The organism is Pseudarthrobacter sp. NBSH8 (assembly GCF_014217545.1).
In the GTDB taxonomy this organism is placed as follows: domain Bacteria; phylum Actinomycetota; class Actinomycetes; order Actinomycetales; family Micrococcaceae; genus Arthrobacter.
Genome location: NZ_CP043178.1, coordinates 20,663 through 36,625 on the forward strand (window position 1 = coordinate 20,663; position 15,963 = coordinate 36,625).

Annotated in this window: 12 protein-coding genes and 1 tRNA gene; 3 read left to right on the plus strand and 10 right to left on the minus strand. The window is 65.0% G+C overall.

All coding sequences use genetic code 11. The annotated features are described in order from the left end of the window. Positions 1 to 61: 61 nt before the first annotated feature. Genes pknB through FYJ92_RS00135 form a run of 7 tightly spaced genes read right to left on the minus strand, consistent with a single transcriptional unit; the run spans position 62 to position 9,411 of the window. Positions 62 to 2,014, minus strand: coding sequence for a Stk1 family PASTA domain-containing Ser/Thr kinase (gene pknB / locus FYJ92_RS00105; RefSeq protein WP_304632675.1), 1,953 nt, complete (start codon positions 2,012 to 2,014; stop codon positions 62 to 64). A 19-nt stretch (positions 2,015 to 2,033) separates the two neighbouring features. Further along, on the minus strand, positions 2,034 to 3,707 hold the full coding sequence (locus tag FYJ92_RS00110; RefSeq protein ID WP_185262065.1) for a protein kinase: 1,674 nt from the start codon (positions 3,705 to 3,707) through the stop codon (positions 2,034 to 2,036). After that, entirely contained in the window at positions 3,704 to 5,164 is a 1,461-nt protein-coding gene (locus FYJ92_RS00115) for a penicillin-binding protein 2 (RefSeq protein WP_185262066.1), read from the minus strand. Before FYJ92_RS00115 ends, FYJ92_RS00110 begins: the two co-directional genes overlap by 4 nt. Continuing rightward, a complete protein-coding gene (locus FYJ92_RS00120; protein WP_185262067.1) occupies positions 5,161 to 6,549 on the minus strand; it encodes an FtsW/RodA/SpoVE family cell cycle protein in 1,389 nt (462 codons plus the stop codon). Before FYJ92_RS00120 ends, FYJ92_RS00115 begins: the two co-directional genes overlap by 4 nt. Next, positions 6,546 to 8,186 (minus strand): PP2C family serine/threonine-protein phosphatase, encoded by a 1,641-nt coding sequence (locus FYJ92_RS00125; RefSeq protein ID WP_255482212.1) that lies wholly within the window; start codon positions 8,184 to 8,186, stop codon positions 6,546 to 6,548. Before FYJ92_RS00125 ends, FYJ92_RS00120 begins: the two co-directional genes overlap by 4 nt. A 2-nt stretch (positions 8,187 to 8,188) precedes the next feature. Then, on the minus strand, positions 8,189 to 8,671 hold the full coding sequence (locus FYJ92_RS00130) for an FHA domain-containing protein (protein ID WP_185262068.1): 483 nt from the start codon (positions 8,669 to 8,671) through the stop codon (positions 8,189 to 8,191). Continuing rightward, positions 8,668 to 9,411, minus strand: coding sequence for a DUF3662 and FHA domain-containing protein (locus FYJ92_RS00135; protein ID WP_185262069.1), 744 nt, complete (start codon positions 9,409 to 9,411; stop codon positions 8,668 to 8,670). Before FYJ92_RS00135 ends, FYJ92_RS00130 begins: the two co-directional genes overlap by 4 nt. Positions 9,412 to 9,743: 332 nt before the next feature. Here FYJ92_RS00135 and FYJ92_RS00140 point away from each other — a divergent pair. After that, a tRNA-Leu gene (locus FYJ92_RS00140) sits at positions 9,744 to 9,826 on the plus strand. Between the two features lie 100 nt (positions 9,827 to 9,926). Here the strand turns inward: FYJ92_RS00140 and FYJ92_RS00145 are convergent. After that, positions 9,927 to 10,664 (minus strand): TetR/AcrR family transcriptional regulator, encoded by a 738-nt coding sequence (locus FYJ92_RS00145; protein ID WP_185262070.1) that lies wholly within the window; start codon positions 10,662 to 10,664, stop codon positions 9,927 to 9,929. Positions 10,665 to 10,770: 106 nt separating this feature from the next. Here FYJ92_RS00145 and FYJ92_RS00150 point away from each other — a divergent pair, with 106 nt between their 5' ends. Together FYJ92_RS00150 and FYJ92_RS00155 are read left to right on the plus strand one after the other, a co-directional pair. Then, complete coding sequence (locus tag FYJ92_RS00150) at positions 10,771 to 12,198, plus strand: NAD(P)/FAD-dependent oxidoreductase (RefSeq protein ID WP_255482213.1); 1,428 nt, start codon at positions 10,771 to 10,773, stop codon at positions 12,196 to 12,198. A 94-nt stretch (positions 12,199 to 12,292) separates the two neighbouring features. Continuing rightward, the gene (locus tag FYJ92_RS00155; RefSeq protein WP_185263585.1) at positions 12,293 to 13,804 is read left to right on the plus strand and encodes an APC family permease; all 1,512 of its coding nucleotides are present in this window, start codon (positions 12,293 to 12,295) and stop codon (positions 13,802 to 13,804) included. Here the strand turns inward: FYJ92_RS00155 and FYJ92_RS00160 are convergent. Together FYJ92_RS00160 and FYJ92_RS00165 are read right to left on the minus strand one after the other, a co-directional pair. Then, complete coding sequence (locus FYJ92_RS00160; protein ID WP_185262072.1) at positions 13,801 to 14,505, minus strand: FadR/GntR family transcriptional regulator; 705 nt, start codon at positions 14,503 to 14,505, stop codon at positions 13,801 to 13,803. The two genes, FYJ92_RS00155 and FYJ92_RS00160, sit on opposite strands and share 4 nt — an antisense overlap. A gap of 10 nt (positions 14,506 to 14,515) precedes the next feature. Beyond that, positions 14,516 to 15,643 (minus strand): mandelate racemase/muconate lactonizing enzyme family protein, encoded by a 1,128-nt coding sequence (locus FYJ92_RS00165; protein ID WP_185262073.1) that lies wholly within the window; start codon positions 15,641 to 15,643, stop codon positions 14,516 to 14,518. Positions 15,644 to 15,963 lie beyond the last annotated feature (320 nt).

Below are 15,963 nucleotides of genomic sequence, written 5' to 3' on the forward strand. Positions count from 1 at the left end.
CATCCCGGAGGGGAACATGGGCGAGAAGTGACCCCGCGTTGGTTTAAGGAGGGTTGGAGGCTTAGCCCTTTTTGGTCGCTGTGGGCGTGGCGGTCGGCGTGGCGGTTGGCGTCGGTGTGGGCGGCGGGGTCGGTTCCTTTGCCACCACAATATTGACCGTCTTGCCCTGATCGACGGCGGCGTTCACCGGGTCACTTTGATCTGTGACCCGGTCGGCCTCCACCTGGGAGTTCTCCACTTCCTGGACATTGGGGACCAGGCCAAGTTCCTTCAGCGCCGTTTCCGCCTCGGCACGCGTGCGGCCGCGCAGTTCTGGCATGGCCACCTTGCCGGTGGAAATCACGATCTCCACCTGGGTGCCCACACCCACCATCTGACCGGGCGACGGGCTGGTGGTAATCACCCTGCCGGCCGGAACGGTGGCGCTGTTAGCGGTGGTGGTGGACGCGGCGCCCTGCAAGCCGTTCTGGCGCAGGATGTCCCGGGCCGCTGCTTCCGTTTGGCCCGGAAGGGTTTCCGGAATCTTGACGGCGCTTGGGCCTTCAGAGATATTCAGGATCACCTCCGCATTGGGATTAACCGAGGTCCCGGCCACCGGGTCAGTGCCGATGGCCGTCCCGCTGGGTATGGTCTCGTGTTTGTTCCGTTTGATCTGCGGACGCAGGTTGGCACCATAAAGTTCCTGCAGCGCCGCCGATTCCGTCAGCGACGCCACCGCCGGGACCTCCACCTGGGGCGGCGGGGGCGCAGGCCGGTTGACGATGCTGTACAGCCAGAAACCGCCGCCGCCAAGGATCAGCAGGGTGAAGATCACCAGGATAGCCATCCACGTACGACGACGGGACTTCTGCCGGGCGGTCCGCTCACGTTCCGGCGCGAAGCCCAGGGGAAGTTCGTCGACATCTGACGGTTCGTGTGCGTCGGCCGCCATGACGGGGAATCTCCCGTCAGTGCGGGTGTCGTCCGCGTTGCGCTGCCGGCCGGTGGGGACATCGTCGAGGAAACCTGCACCGGTGAGCCCGAACGCCTCTGTCACGGGCGGGCGTTCCGGCGCCGGGACGTGGTCGTTGGGATCGGTGGGGGCTTCGGTTGCGGCCAGCGCGGGCACGGACACGCCCGCCCGCGCGGCGCGCAGCGCACGCCGGAAGGCAGCTGCGTCCTGGAAACGGTCCGTCCGGTTCTTCTGCAACGCCTTGGCCAGGACACTGTCCAAGGCGGCCGAAACCTCCGGGTTCACTGTGCTGGCTGGCTCCGGAATCTCCCTGACGTGCTGGTACGCCACGGAGACGGGGCTGTCACCAACGAAAGGCGGCCGGGCGGTGAGCATTTCGTAGAGCAGGCAGGCAGCCGAGTAGAGGTCGCTGCGCGCATCCACTGTTTCGCCCCGGGCCTGCTCGGGCGAGAGGTATTGGGCAGTGCCCACCACGGCCTGGGTCTGCGTCATGGTGGCCGATGAATCGGCGATGGCCCGGGCAATTCCGAAGTCCATGACCTTCACGGAATTGGAGCCTTCGCAGATCATCACATTGGCGGGTTTAATGTCGCGGTGGACGATGCCTGCCTTGTGGCTGTATTCGAGTGCAGAGAGCACGCCCAGGCAAAAGTCGATGGCCAGGTCAATGCTGACTTCCTTGGCCCGGATCAGGTCTCGGATGGTCCTGCCCTCGACAAACTCCATCACGATGTAGGGCACCCGGACACTGTCGTCCGAGCCATCCGGAACGGTGTGTTCGCCGGTGTCGTAAATAGCCACGATGGAGGGGTGATTCAGCGCCGCTACGGACTGCGCTTCGCGTTTGAACCGCGCCTGGAACTGCGGATCCCTGGCCATGTCCGGGCGGAGAAGCTTGACAGCAACTGTCCGGCCCAACCTGGTATCGACTCCGCGGTGGACATCCGCCATCCCCCCGCGGCCGATCATTCCGCCGAGTTCGTAGCGGCCGCTCAGGACGCGCTGATTGTCCACCGGAAGGCTGTCCTCCCGGTGCAGCGGAGTGCGGGGTGAGTCATTCACTGTCAGTCAATCCTGACGACTAGGGCCCGCAGGTAGGGGGCAAGCCCTGCACCTGGCCGGGGTTGCAGCTGGGCAGGGCGGACGTCGGCTCAGCCGAGGCAGCCGGCGAAGACGGCGGAGCGGTCGGCGTAGTGGCCGGGGCAGGAACGGCGTACGTCACGGTCACTTCAGCTCCCTTGGGCACGGTGCCCGTGGGATTGACCTGCAACACCGTTCCCGCCGCGGAAGTACTCTGCTGCGGGATGACCCGCACGGACAGACCCATGGTTTCAAGCGTCCCCTGGACCTGACGGTAGTCCTTCCCGAGGTATGCCGCCGAAATGATGTCCACGGTGCTGGGGGTGGGCGTCGGCGTGGGCGCGTCGGTGGTCCGGCTCGGGGTGGGCGTGGCGGACGCCGAAGTCTTTGTAGGGCTGGCGCTGGTGGACGGCGGGTTGCTGGATGCCGAGTTAGTGGTGGTGGTGGCCGGGTTAAAAATCCCCTGCTGCGTCAGGAAGAACCCCACCAGCGCGAATAGTATCAGCACGATCAAGGCGACCAGCGGCCACGTCCAGGGGCTCCGGCCGCGACGCTCGGGCTCATCCGCCCGTTCGTCGTCGTACGTTTCTTCCTCCTGCACCCAGCTGCGCTCCGCAGCAAGGGCATCCGCACGAGAAAGCGTGCTGCCGGCTCCGGTGGCTGTGCCCGCAGCCCCGGCGCCGAGAGCAGCACCGGCGGCAGCGGCACCCAACACGGGCAGAGCGGACGTTGCGGTTGTGTTGCTGTCCTTCTGCGCGATGACGCCGGTGGGTGCTGTGGCAATGTCCACCGGCGTGGGGCCGGTTGTCGCCTCGAAGAGCAGCATGCCGGGAACTGCGGCGTGCGCAGCGTCAATGTCGCCGTTGCGGATGGCCTCGGCGGCTTCGGACAGCTTGATGGCGTTGGCCGGACGGTTCTTGGGGTCCTTGGCCAGCATGGACATCAGCAGTGCGCGGACCGGTTTGGGCAGGGTCTCCGGAAGCGGCGGCGGGGCATCGTTGACCTGCGCCAGGGCAATGGCGATCTGGGATTCGCCGGAGAACGGCCGGTGCCCGGTGAGGCACTCGTAGCCGATCACGCCGAGTGAGTAGATGTCCGAGGCACCGGTAGCGGTCTGGCCGGTGGCCTGCTCCGGGGCGAGGTACTGGGCGGTACCCATGACCTGGCCTGTCTGCGTTAACGGGACCTGGTCGGCCAGGCGGGCGATGCCAAAGTCGGTGACCTTGACCCGGCCGTCGGGGGTGATCAGCAGGTTGCCCGGCTTGATGTCGCGGTGGACCAGCCCCTGGGCATGGGCGACGGAAAGCGCGCGGGCGGTCTGCGCCATCATGGACAGCGTCCGGTCAGGTGACAATACCTGCTCGTGCTCGATGATGCTGCTCAGCGGCTGGCCTGGGACGAGCTCCATGACCAGGTACGCGGAGCCCTCCTCCTCGCCGTAGTCAAAGACATTGGCGATGCCGACGTGGTTCAGGAGGGCGGTGTGGCGTGCCTCGGCGCGGAACCTCTGGAGAAATCCGGGGTCACCGGTGTATTCCTCCTTGAGTACTTTGATGGCGACAATCCGGCCCAGGACCTGGTCCTTGGCCTTCCAGACCTCTCCCATCCCGCCGATCGCAATCCGCGTGGTCAGCTGGAATCTGCCGCCGAGGGTGATTCCCGTTGTAGGCCTCACTTATTCAACACCGCCTCAAAAATCTTCTTCGCGTTCGGACTGGTTAGCTGTGCACCGGTGGTGATGTCTACGCCCTCCATGGCGATGGTGACAGTCACCTCCGGGTTGTTCGCGGGGGCAAACCCGGTGAACCAGGAGTTGTTAAGGCCGTTGCCCAGTTCAGCGGTTCCGGTTTTGCCGGCCACCTGAACACCGGGGACAGCCGCGCCGCGGGCGATGCCCTGGCTCACCACGCTTGTCATCCATTCGGTGATCTGCCGGGCAATCTCCGGCGTGGTGGAAGTCCGGAGCGCTTCAGGCTTGGGTTCGTCAATGACGCGAAGGTCCGGGGCCCGCACGGTTTTGACCAGGCTGGGGCTCATCTGGACGCCGTTGTTGGCGATGGCGGCGGTCATCATTGCGATCTGCAGCGGCGTGGCGCGCACGTCCTTCTGGCCAATGGCGGACTGGGCCAGGCCTGGCCCGTCCAGTTCATCGGGGAAGCCGTTGCCCTTGGCGTAGGCGAGCTTGAGGTGATCGCCCAGTACCTCGCCGAAGCCGAACTTTGCTGCCTGCTCGGCGATGGCGTCGCGGCCCAGGTCGAGGGCAATGCTGGCGAACGGCGTATTGCAGGACTGCTGCAGGGCGAAGGCAAAGCTGGCCGTCTCCTGGGTGTAGCAGTTGCCCCCGGCGTAGTTCGGCAATTTGTACTGGATCCCCGGGAAGGGCATCTCGGCCGGGTTGGGGAGCGCACTGTCCTTGTTGTACTTCCCGGAGGCGAGGGCCGCAGCGGTGTCTACCAACTTGAAGACTGACCCCGGAGCGAGCAGCTCGCCCGTGGGTCCGCTGACATTCTGGTTCAGGTTGATGCCGGGGACCTTGACCAGCTCATTGATGTTGGTGGTTTCGGCGTTCGGGTCCTGGGTGGCGACCAGGTTGGGGTCATAGGACGGCTTGGACACCATGGCCAGGATCGCGCCGGTCTTGGGGTTGGTGACCACAATGGAACCTCGCTGGCCGTCCGGAATGAGGTCGTAGGCAAGCTTCTGGATAGCGGGATCGATGGTGAGTTCCACCGAAGCCCCCTTCGGCTGGCTGCCCAGGAAGAGCTGGCCGATCCGGTCGAAGAACTGCTGGTCTGAGCTGCCAGCCAACTGGGCGTTCATCGCAACTTCCAGGCCGGTGGCACCATAGTTCTTCGAGAAGTAGCCCGTGATGCCTGCATACAGTGCCGGCTGCGCGTAGGTCCGCTGGAACTTGCAGACCTCGGAGGTGCCTTCCACCGATTCGGCGACAGGGTTTCCGCCCACGATGATGGCGCCGCGGTCGTTGCAGTAATTCTGCAGAATGGCGCGCTGGTTCAGGGGGTGGTCCCTGAGGTCATCCGCGCCCACCACCTGGACGAAGCTGATAGAGCCGAAGATCAATGCAAACATGGCGATCGCTGCCACCCAGGAATTACGGATTGCCTGGTTCACGCCTGTTTCACCGCCTCGGTGGGAGTATCAATTCCGGCAGATTCCGCAGCGCCGCCAGGAGGAAGTGGCGTGGTGTCCACCGGACCCCGCGCAGTATGGGAAATCAGCAGGAGCAGGCCCACGATGATCCAGTTGGCCAGCAGCGACGAACCACCGGCGGCGAGGAACGGCGTGGTCAAACCGGTCAACGGAATCAGCCGTGTGACTCCGCCGATCACCACAAAGCACTGAAGGGCGATGGCGAAGGAAAGCCCGCAGGCCAGCAGTTTCCCGAAGGCATCCCGGGTGCCCAGCGCCGCCCGGAACCCTCGTGTGAACAGCAGCACGTACATCAGCACCACGGCGAACAGTCCGATCAGGCCCAGCTCCTCGCCGATGGACGCGATGATCATATCGCTGTTGGCGAAGGGGACCAGGTCCGGCCGGCCCTGGCCCAGGCCGGTACCCACCAGGCCGCCGTTAGCCATCCCGAAGAGTCCCTCGATGACTTGCCGGCTGCCGGTCTCGTAAACTTCCGGGCTGAAGGCGTTAATCCAGCCGTAGATGCGTACTTCGACATGGGAAAACACTTGGGCTGCCACGAATCCGCCGCCCAAGATCAAGGCCACGCCGATCACTACCCAGCTGATACGGCTGGTGGCCACGTAGATCATCACGATGAACAGGCCGAAGAAAAGCACGGAAGACCCGAGGTCGCGCTGGAAGATCAACACGCCGATGCTCACCAGCCAGGCGGTGATCATGGGCCCCATGTCCTTGAACCGGGGGAACTGCAGCGGGCCGATCTTGCGGCCGGCCAACAGGATGAGGTCGCGGTTGGAGGACAGATAACCGGCGAAGAATATAGCGAGGGTGATCTTGGCAATTTCACCCGGCTGGAACGTCAAGGGGCCCATCCGGATCCAGACCCGGGCGCCCAGGATTTCGCCGGCAGAGATGCCGGGCACCAGCGGAAGAATGAGCAGGAGCGCGCTCACGGCCAGCGAGATGAAGGTGAAGCGGCGGAGCACGCGGTGGTCCTTGAGGAACCAGATCACGCCGATGGCCACCGCCATGGCGATCAGGGTCCAGCGGAGCTGGTTGTTGCCGGTGTCTTCCCCGGGGGCGTCGAGGCGGTGGATCATGGCAAGACCCAAGCCGTTGAGTGCAACAACCAACGGAAGTATTACCGGATCGGCATATCTAGCCCGGATCCGCAGAACCACGTGGAAGAACAGGGCTGCCACCGCGAGGAGGCTGGACTGGAACCAGAAATCGGAGTCGAACGCTTTCTCCTGGTCAACGCCCACCAACATGTTGGCGCCGATACCCACAGAGAGGGCGAGGATCAGCAGCAACAGTTCCACGTTGCGCCGGGGTTTGGGTATGGTGCTGAGCTGGCTCACTGGCCTCCCTCGCAAGCGGTAGTGGGGCTGGGCGAGGCGGACGGGGACGGCGCCGCCGCAGGAGCGGCCGGGTCCGACGATGGGGCAGGCACCGTGGGTGTTGCAGCCGGCGCAGTCGTTGGGGCCGGAGCGGGCGACGGGGTCAGGCACTCATCCGGCGGAGCAATGGTCCCGGTGCCTTCGAGGTTCTTCACGATCCGCTGGGCGTCGTAGAGATCGCGCGCGGGAACTGTCTGCCGGACGCGCTGCTGGGAAAACTGGGGCAAGGAATCCATCTGGATCTCTGTTACGGCTTCGAGGGTGGAAAGCTGGATGGGACCAAGCCGCTGCGATACACCGTTATAGATGGCCACGCGGGAATCGTATTCCCCGATGTAATAGCGGGTCTGGGTCCAGGCATAGCCGAGCCAGAGGCCAACCGTCAGCACCACTAGCACGGATGCGGCGATGGACATGGTGACCCAGCGGCGGGGTTTCGGCCGCCCCAGGGCGGCGTCATCCGCCTCCGCTACGGGAGCGTCGGCCTTGTGCGTCAGGACGGTGGCGGCTCGCCTGGCCACGGTGCGGCCGGCAATGGTGGGAATGGAGCCGGACTCGGCCGCGGTGGCCGCAGCTCCGACAAGTTCGTGCGGGCGCGATGCGAGTTCCTGCCGCAGGACTTCGGCCGAAAGGTGCTCGCCGAGATGGGGGTCGGTGGAGGGCGCGGGTTCCGCGGCCACTGGCTTTTCGGGGGCTTTGCCGGCTGCGGGGCTTTTGACGTCGGACGCCACTGGGCCCGGTGAAGTGCTGGCCGCTTCGCTGTCAGCGGCAGGGGCTTCGGTGACCAGCTGCGAGGGGACGATGTCGACGGCGGCGGTACTGACGTCGTCGGGCGTTTCCTCATTGATTTCGACCATGACGACGGTTACGTTGTCCGGTGAGCCGGCTTCAAGCGTGAGGTTCACCAGGGTTTCGACGCACTCGCGGAGGTCCTTTGTCTCACGGACCGTCCGCTCCACCACGTGTCCGGCCACGTAGTTGAGCCCGTCGGAGCAGAGCAGCCAGCGCTCCCCGGGCTGGACGTCCAGGGTGTCCAGATCCAGCTCGGGGCTGGCGTCGACGTCGCCCAGGACGCGCATAAGGACGTTTTTGTGTGGGTGGGTTTCGGCTTCTTCGGGGCGGAGCCGCCCCTCATCGATCAGCCGCTGGACGAACGTGTGGTCAATGCTGATTTGTGCGAATTCGCCGTCACGCAGGCGGTAGGCCCGGGAGTCTCCGATGTGCGCGAAGTGTAGCTTGCCTTCGGCCAAAAGCAGGGACGTAACGGTGGTGCCCATGCCGGCCAGCTTGGGGTTGATGTGCACCAGCTCGGAGAGCAGGGAGTTGGCCGTCTGGATTTCGTCGGCGAGGACCGTGCCGGCATCGCCGTCGTGGTCGTCGTGGTCCAGGTGCAGCATGTCCAGCACGGTGGCGGCAGAGGCGACATCGCCGCCCGCGTGGCCGCCCATTCCGTCCGCGACCACCGCCAAATGCCGGCCGACGTACGCCGAGTCATCATTTTTGGCCCGGATGCGTCCCACGTCCGAGCGCGCCGCATAGCGCATGATGAGGGGCCGCTGGACGGGCGTGGCCTCGCCGGCGGGAAGATCAGCGGCCATTGCTATGGCCTCAATTCGATGACCGTCTTGCCGATTCTCACGGGTACGCCAAGCTCAACGGGCAGGGCCCGGGTAAGTTGCTGGTCGGCCAGGTAGGTGCCGTTGGTGGAGCCCAGATCCTCGATAAACCAGCGGCTGCCCTGCGGGAACAGCCGCGCGTGGCGGCCGGAGGCATAGTCGTCCTCGAGAATCAGCGTGGCTTCCTGCGCGCGGCCCAACAGGATGGGGCTGGCGGCGAGGGGGATGGTGGTTCCCTTGAGCGGGCCTTCGGTGACCACCAGTTGGTGGGCCTGCTGCTTGAGGGTCTGCGGCGGAGCCTCGGCCAGATCTGGATTCTTGCGGACCTGCCGGGCGGTCGGAGTGCCGGCGGCAGCTTTGCGGCCCACCATCAGGTCCCTGCGCATGGCCGAAACTATGCTGAAGATGAGGACCCAAAGCAGGATCAGGAAGCCAAACCGCAGCGCAGTGATGGTCAGGTCGCTCATGGGCGGCCCCCAGGGTTGGCGGGAAGCAGGCGGAAGATGATCTTAGTCCGTCCCATCGTGATGGTGGAGCCGTCGGTCAGTTCGGTGCTGTCCGCCACCTTGTGGCCATTGACGTAACTGCCGTTGGTGGAGCCGAGGTCCACGGCGCTGGTGACACCGTTGGTGGTGCGGATCTCGAGGTGGCGGCGCGAGACGCCGGTGTCGTCAACCAGGATGTCAGCCTCGGAAGACCGGCCCAGGACGATGGATGGGGCATTGAGGGAGTAGCGCTGGCCGTCGATATCCAGGACGGGCTGCAGCCGCAGGGGCGGGCGGCCGGGGGCCGCCGGCAGGTTGGGCCTGCCCGACGCGACGCCGGGGCCGGCTTTGGACTTCTCGGTGGAGGAGACGATCTCGAAGTCGCCTGCGCGCAGCTCCTCGGACCGGCGGAAGGAGATCCGTACCGAGCCCTGCAAGGTGTAGCCCTGGCTGCGGACGTGGTTGATGACGACGTCGCAGAGTTCTTCGGCCAGTGGCGTGCCCCATTCCTGCGCCCTCGTGAAGTCGTCATCACTGAGCTGGACGTCGAAGACGTTCGGGGCCAGCGTGCGGCCGGCGGCGATCGTGAGGGCTTTGTTGTCCACCTCGCGGCGGAGGCGGCTGGCGATTTCCACAGGTTCCACCTGGGCGCGCGAACCGGTGGAGAAGACACCGCGGACGGCCTTTTCAATACCGCGCTCGACCTTGTCCAGCAATCCCATGGTCCTTCTCCTTTCCCCCCCTGCTGCGGGGCAGTTTTCGTTCCGGAACTCGACCAACAACACAGTTCAGAACCCAGTGGCCTGCCTGGCAGTGGCAGGCACTACTACATCAGATACTACTGGGCAGGCCTGTAAATGACCTTAATCCGCAACGGCCGGGCCGCCGGAAAAGTTCGTTCCGGGACCCCGGAAGGCGCACTTCCGGCGGGGAATTTGACCGCGTCCGGAGCTCAATTGGTGTTTTGCCGCCGATGTCCGTTATGCTTGATCTCGCTGCTTTTACACGGTTGCGGATCCGGGAAACCGGCCGTTATTCATGGAAAAGAAGTTGCGCGCGAGTGGCGGAACGGCAGACGCGCTGGCTTCAGGTGCCAGTGTCCGAAAGGGCGTGGGGGTTCAAATCCCCCCTCGCGCACGCAAATTCACAGGAAAGCCCCGGTCTTAGGATCGGGGCTTTTCTGCGTCCGGGCTCCATCCCGGGCGAGGCCCGGGATCCGTGCCGGGTGGCAGCGGCTCTACTTCCTTAACGCCCCGAAGCCCAAAATAAGGGCCTCAAGCCCCAGGCTGAACGCCACGTCCGCAGGTTTCTCGTGCCCCTGCGCGGCGAGGCTCCGGACTGCTCCCGTGAAGCTCGGCGTCGATTCGGCCATCCGGCCGGATTCGAAAATGTCGGCGGGGGCGGTGACGTCGTAAGCGGATCCGAAGATGAATGATTCCAGGGCCACGATGGCGGACACGATCCGCTCCTCCGGGAATCCGGCCGTCCGGAATCCCGCGCTGACGGTTTCATACATGGCGAGGGTCTGAGGTGCGTCCGTCACGGGAAGTACTGCGATGACGGGAATCAAGGGCGTGTGTTCCGCGAAGACATCCCGGTAACTCCAGGCCCATTTCCGCACTGCCGACTCCCAGGGCTCCGCTGCGAACGCAGTCACGTCCACCAGGGCAGCCAGGTGGTCTTCCACGAGCAGGAGCACGTCCCGCTTGGATTCCACATGGTTATAGAGGGCCGACGGCGCCACGTGCAGTGAGCGGGCCAGTGCTGCCATGGTGAGGCCGTCGTAGCCGTTCTTTCCGATGAGCCGCAGGGCTGCAGCCGTGATGCCCGCAAGGTCCAGGACAGCTGCGGCGGGCCGCCCAGCGCGACGCCGCAACGCACCGGTTTTCGGTGCGGGGTCGTGCTCCGTGATGCTGGGTGAATCGGCTGGTGATGCCGGCATTGCTGGCCTTTCTGCGGGCAGTATCCCCAGCATTATTCCACCGGCCTCTTCCTCGCGGGCCGCGCAACAGCTATAGTTCTACTAAATGAATGGCATTCATTTAGTAGAACGCATCACAAGTGGCCACAGAGAGGACATCATGCTGAATCTTGACCGCGACGTTGCAATCGTCGGCGCTGGACCGTCCGGGCTCACCGCTGCCCGCGAGCTGAAGAAGGCCGGCCTCAGCGTGGCAGTGCTGGAAGCACGGGACCGCGTGGGCGGCCGGACCTGGACCGACACTATTGACGGGGCCATGTTGGAAATCGGTGGCCAGTGGGTCTCCCCGGACCAGACTGCACTGCTGGAGCTTCTGGACGAGCTCGGCCTGAAGACATACTCCCGCTACCGTGAGGGCGAATCCGTCTACGTCGGCGCCGGCGGCACGACGACCCGCTACACCGGCGATTCCTTCCCGGTCAGCGGAGACACCGGGGCGGAAATGGACAAGCTGATCGGCATTCTGGACGGCCTCGCCGCGGAAATCGGCGCCACCGAACCTTGGGCGCACCCCAAGGCCCGTGAACTGGACACCATTTCCTTCCACCACTGGCTGCGCGCCAATTCGGCCGACGAGGAGGCGTGCAACAACATTGGCCTGTTCATCGCCGGCGGCATGCTCACCAAGCCCGCACACGCCTTCTCGGCGCTGCAGGCGGTCCTGATGGCAGCCTCCGCCGGGTCCTTCAGCCACCTCACGGACGAGGACTTCATTCTGGACAAGCGGGTGATCGGCGGGATGCAGCAGGTGTCCCTGCTGCAGGCAGCGGAACTGGGTGCCGACGTCGTACTTAACAGTCCGGTGCGCACCGTCCACTGGGGGGATGACGGTGAAGACGGGCATCGCGTCAGTGTCGTTTCGGAGCGTGCCACCGTAAATGCGCGCTTTGTGATCATGGCCGTGCCGCCGAACCTCTACTCGCGCGTCTCCTTTGACCCGCCGCTTCCGCGGCGGCAGCACCAGATGCACCAGCACCAGTCACTGGGCCTGGTGATCAAGGTCCACGCCGTCTACAGCACGCCGTTCTGGCGTGAAGACGGACTCTCCGGCACTGGCTTCGGTGCCGGGTCGCTGGTCCAGGAGGTCTACGACAACACGAACCACGCTGATTCGCGCGGAACCCTGGTGGGCTTCATCTCGGACGAAAAGGCCGACGCCGTCTTCGAGTTGAGTGCCGCCGAACGGAAGCGCGTGGTGCTGGAGTCCATTGCCGGCTTCCTGGGGGATAAGGCCCTGGCACCCGAGGTCTACTACGAATCCGACTGGGGCTCCGAAGAATGGACCCGGGGCGCGTACGCAGCCAGCTACGATCTGGGCGGCCTGCACCGTTACGGCAAGGACCAGCACACCCCCGTGGGCCCGATCTACTGGTGCTCCTCAGACCTCGCAGCGGAGGGCTACCAGCATGTTGACGGGGCCGTCCGCATGGGCCGGCGCACGGCGGCGCGCGTCGCTGCTGCGGCGGGTGTTGCAGCCAATGCGGGCGCATCCAGTGCGGAACATATGGCCGCGGCCGCCGTCGACTGACAGCAGCACCAGCTCCAATCCATTCAGCGTCGAATGAACTACGAGAGGCAAGGCCGTGATTCCCAAAGAAGTGACAGTACAGAAAGCCAGCGGCGTGGACAATGGCCTGGCTGAAAAGGGCCTGAGCGGGAAGGGCTTGAAGGCCGGAGCGGTGGGGCTGGTGGGCGCCGTCGTGATCGGGGTTTCCTGTATCGCGCCTGCATACACGCTGACCGCGGCGCTGGGGCCAACGGTATCGGAGGTGGGGGTTCAGCTGCCGGCGATCTTCCTGGTGGGCTTTATCCCCATGATTCTGGTGGCGTTCGGCTACCGGGAACTGAACAATGCCATGCCCGACGCCGGCACCTCGTTCACGTGGGCATCGCGCGCCTTTGGTCCGTGGATCGGTTGGATGGGGGGCTGGGGGCTGATTGCGGCCACCATCATTGTGCTGTCCAATCTGGCGGCTGTCGCCGTCGACTTCTTCTATCTCATGCTGTCCCAACTGTTCGGGAACCCGGAACTGGGCGAGCTGAGCAAGAACCTGCCGCTGAACATCGCCACCACATTGGTGTTCATCGCTCTGGCTTGCTGGATTTCCTATCGCGGCATGGAAGCCACCAAGGGCGTGCAGTATGTACTGGTGGCGTTCCAGCTGCTGGTGTTGGGCTGGTTTGCCGTGGCTGCCTTCAGTCACGTGGCCAACGGAACAGCCTTTGAGGCGATCGCCATTACACCGGACTGGTTTAACCCGTTCGCAGTAGGATCATTCTCAGCCTTTGCCGCCGGCGTTTCGCTCTCCATCTTCATCTACTGGGGCTGGGACGTCACCCTGACCATGAACGAGGAAACCAGGAATCCGGAGAAGACTCCGGGGCGGGCGGCAACTGTCACCGTGGTGGTGATTGTGGCGATTTACATGACCGTTGCGCTGGCAACCCTGTCCTTTGCGGGAGTGGGCGAAACGGGCCTGGGCGCCGGGAATCCGGACAACCAGTCGAGCATCTTCGCCGTCCTCTCCGGGCCGGTCATGGGACCGTTCGCCATCCTGATGTCCCTGGCCATCCTGAGCAGTTCGGCCGCGTCGCTGCAGTCCACGTTTGTGTCGCCGGCTCGGACCATGCTGTCGATGGGCCACTACAAGGCACTCCCGGCCACCTTCGGCAAGGTCAGTCCGCGCTTCAAATCCCCGAGCTACGCCACGATCGCCGCGGGCGTTGCCGCCGCAGCCTTCTACGTCATCACGCGGACCACCTCGGAAAACGCACTCTGGGACACCATCACGGCATTGGGCATGATGATCTGCTTCTACTACGGCATCACAGCCCTGGCATGCGTCTGGTTCTTCCGGGCGCAGGCAGTCAGCAACGGCCGCGCCTTCTTCTTCAAGTTCCTGTCGCCGCTGCTGGGCGGTGTCATCCTGCTGGTGATGTTCTTCAAAACCGCGTCCGATTCCATGGACCCCGGGTACGGCTCCGGATCATCAGTGGGCGGTGTGGGGATGGTGTTCATCCTGGGCATGGGTGTCATCCTGCTGGGCGTGATGCTCATGCTGGTGATGTCCCGGCTGCGGCCCGAATTCTTCAAAGGGCAGGTTCTCGCGCACGGAAACCGAGCGCCCGCCTAGGGGGATCGGCGAACCGAAGCCTTGAACCGCCGTCGGGAATTTGCGAGGTGGCTGCGCATGGCGGCCGAGGCGGCGGTTTCATCGCCGTCGGCGATGGCGGCAGCGATGGAGCGGTGCTCGTGCACCACCTGGTCGAAGTGGTCTCGTGCGTAATGTTCGACGCCGGAGAGCAGCCGGGTGCGTGGCATCGCGATCATCGTTTGGCCCAGTGCGGCGAGGCAATCTGAGTAGAAAGGGTTGCCGGAGGCGGCTGCGATGGCCCGGTGGAACTCGAAGTCGGACTTCATGGCGTGGCCGGGGTGGTCGGCGCTGGCGGCGAATTGTTCCAGGGCGGCATTGACCGCCCTGAGCTGGCGGTCGGAGTGGTTGCGGGCGGCCAGGGCCGCAGCCTCGGCCTCCACGCCCAGCCGGAATTCCAGCAGGTGAAGGCGGTCTTCCACGCTGGCCACGGGGCGGCTGCCCGGGACCGGCTGGGGCCCGTCGTCGGGCGGGGTCAGCGCGAAGCTGCCCCGCCCGCGTTCGGTTTCCACCAGTCCTTCGGCCTGAAGGCGCGTCAGCGCCGAGCGGACCACGGTGCGGCTGACGCCGAAGTCACCCATCAGCGCGTTTTCGCTGGGAAGCTTGTCGCCGGGCTGGATGACGCCGTCCACGATGCGGGTGCGAAGGTCCGCGGCGAGGTCCGCTGTCAGGTTCCGGCTCATGCGTTCTAGGTTACGCGCCGAACTCCACGGACTCGGTGGTCCAGGCGCGGGCCTGGTCACCGAGGGTCACGCCCAGGCCAGGACGGTCCGGGACCAGCATGCGGCCGTTCTTCGTTTCGAGGCGTTCGTTGAACAGCGGATCCAGCCAGTCGACGTGCTCCACCCACGGTTCCCGCGGGTAGGCTGCGGCGAGGTGCAGATGGATCTCCATGGCGAAGTGCGGCGCCAGGCCGAGTCCGCGCTCGTCTGCGAGGGCCGCAAGGCGCAGGAACTGGGTGATGCCGCCGACGCGGGGTGCGTCCGGCTGGATGATGTCGCACCCGTTGGCGTTGATGAGGCCCTTATGTTCGGCCACGGACGCCAGCATCTCACCCGTGGCGATGGGCGTGTCAAGGACGTTGACCAGGTGCGCGTGGCCTTCAAAGTCGTAGGCATCCAGCGGCTCTTCGATCCAGATGAGGTTGAACTGCTCCAGCTGGCGGCCCATGCGCAGGGCGGTGGCGCGGTCCCACTGCTGGTTGGCATCCACCATCAGGGGAACATCCCAGCCGATGTGTTCGCGGATGCCGGCCACACGACGCAGGTCTTCGGCGGAATCGGGCAGGCCCACTTTGATCTTGATGCCGCCGATGCCTTCCTCGAGGAGGGCGGTGGCGCGGTCCTTGACCTCTTCGAGGGAGGCATTGAGGAAGCCGCCGGAGGTGTTGTACGTCTGGACGGAGTCCCGGTAGGCGCCAAGGAACTTGGCCAACGAGAGGCCCGCGCGCTTGGCTTTGAGGTCGTAGAGAGCGATGTCGATGGCGGCGAGGGCCTGGGTGGCCACACCCGAGCGGCCCACGGAGGCGCCGGCCCAGAGCAGCTTGGTGTAGATCTTGCCGATGTCGTTGGGGTCCTCGCCGATGAGTCCCTGTGCGACCTCCTTGGCGTGGGCGTGCTGGGCGGGGCCGCCGGCGCGCTTGGAGTAGCTGAAGCCGATGCCGCTGTAACCAAGTTCGGTGGTGATCTCCGCGAACAGGAACACCACTTCGGTCATGGGCTTCTGGCGGCCGGTGAAAACCTTGGCGTCACTGATGGGGACGGCCAGCGGCAGCCGCGCGGTGGAAAGTTTGACGTGCCGGATGAAGTCGACGGTACTCATGGGGCTCCTCGAAGGCAGGCTGTCCGGGCTGCATTTCCCTCCACTTAGGATATAAGTATCCAACTTGTATTACAAGTGGCTCCAGTGGCACGGGTCCGCGGCACGGGATCGTGCGGTCGTTTAATTTCCAGACTCCACCCGCACCTTTGTTGGTCAGAGTTGGGACGATCGAGCGCAGGTCATCTAGGTTTCGGGCGAGCCGGGCCGTGCTGTGGACCACCACAATGGTTCCGTCCCGTGTAAGCGCATCAGTTCGCCAGGTTGTGTCCTGGCAATGTCCCGGCCGGAGGCCGTATCGCTGAGGGTCCTAGCCACGGACT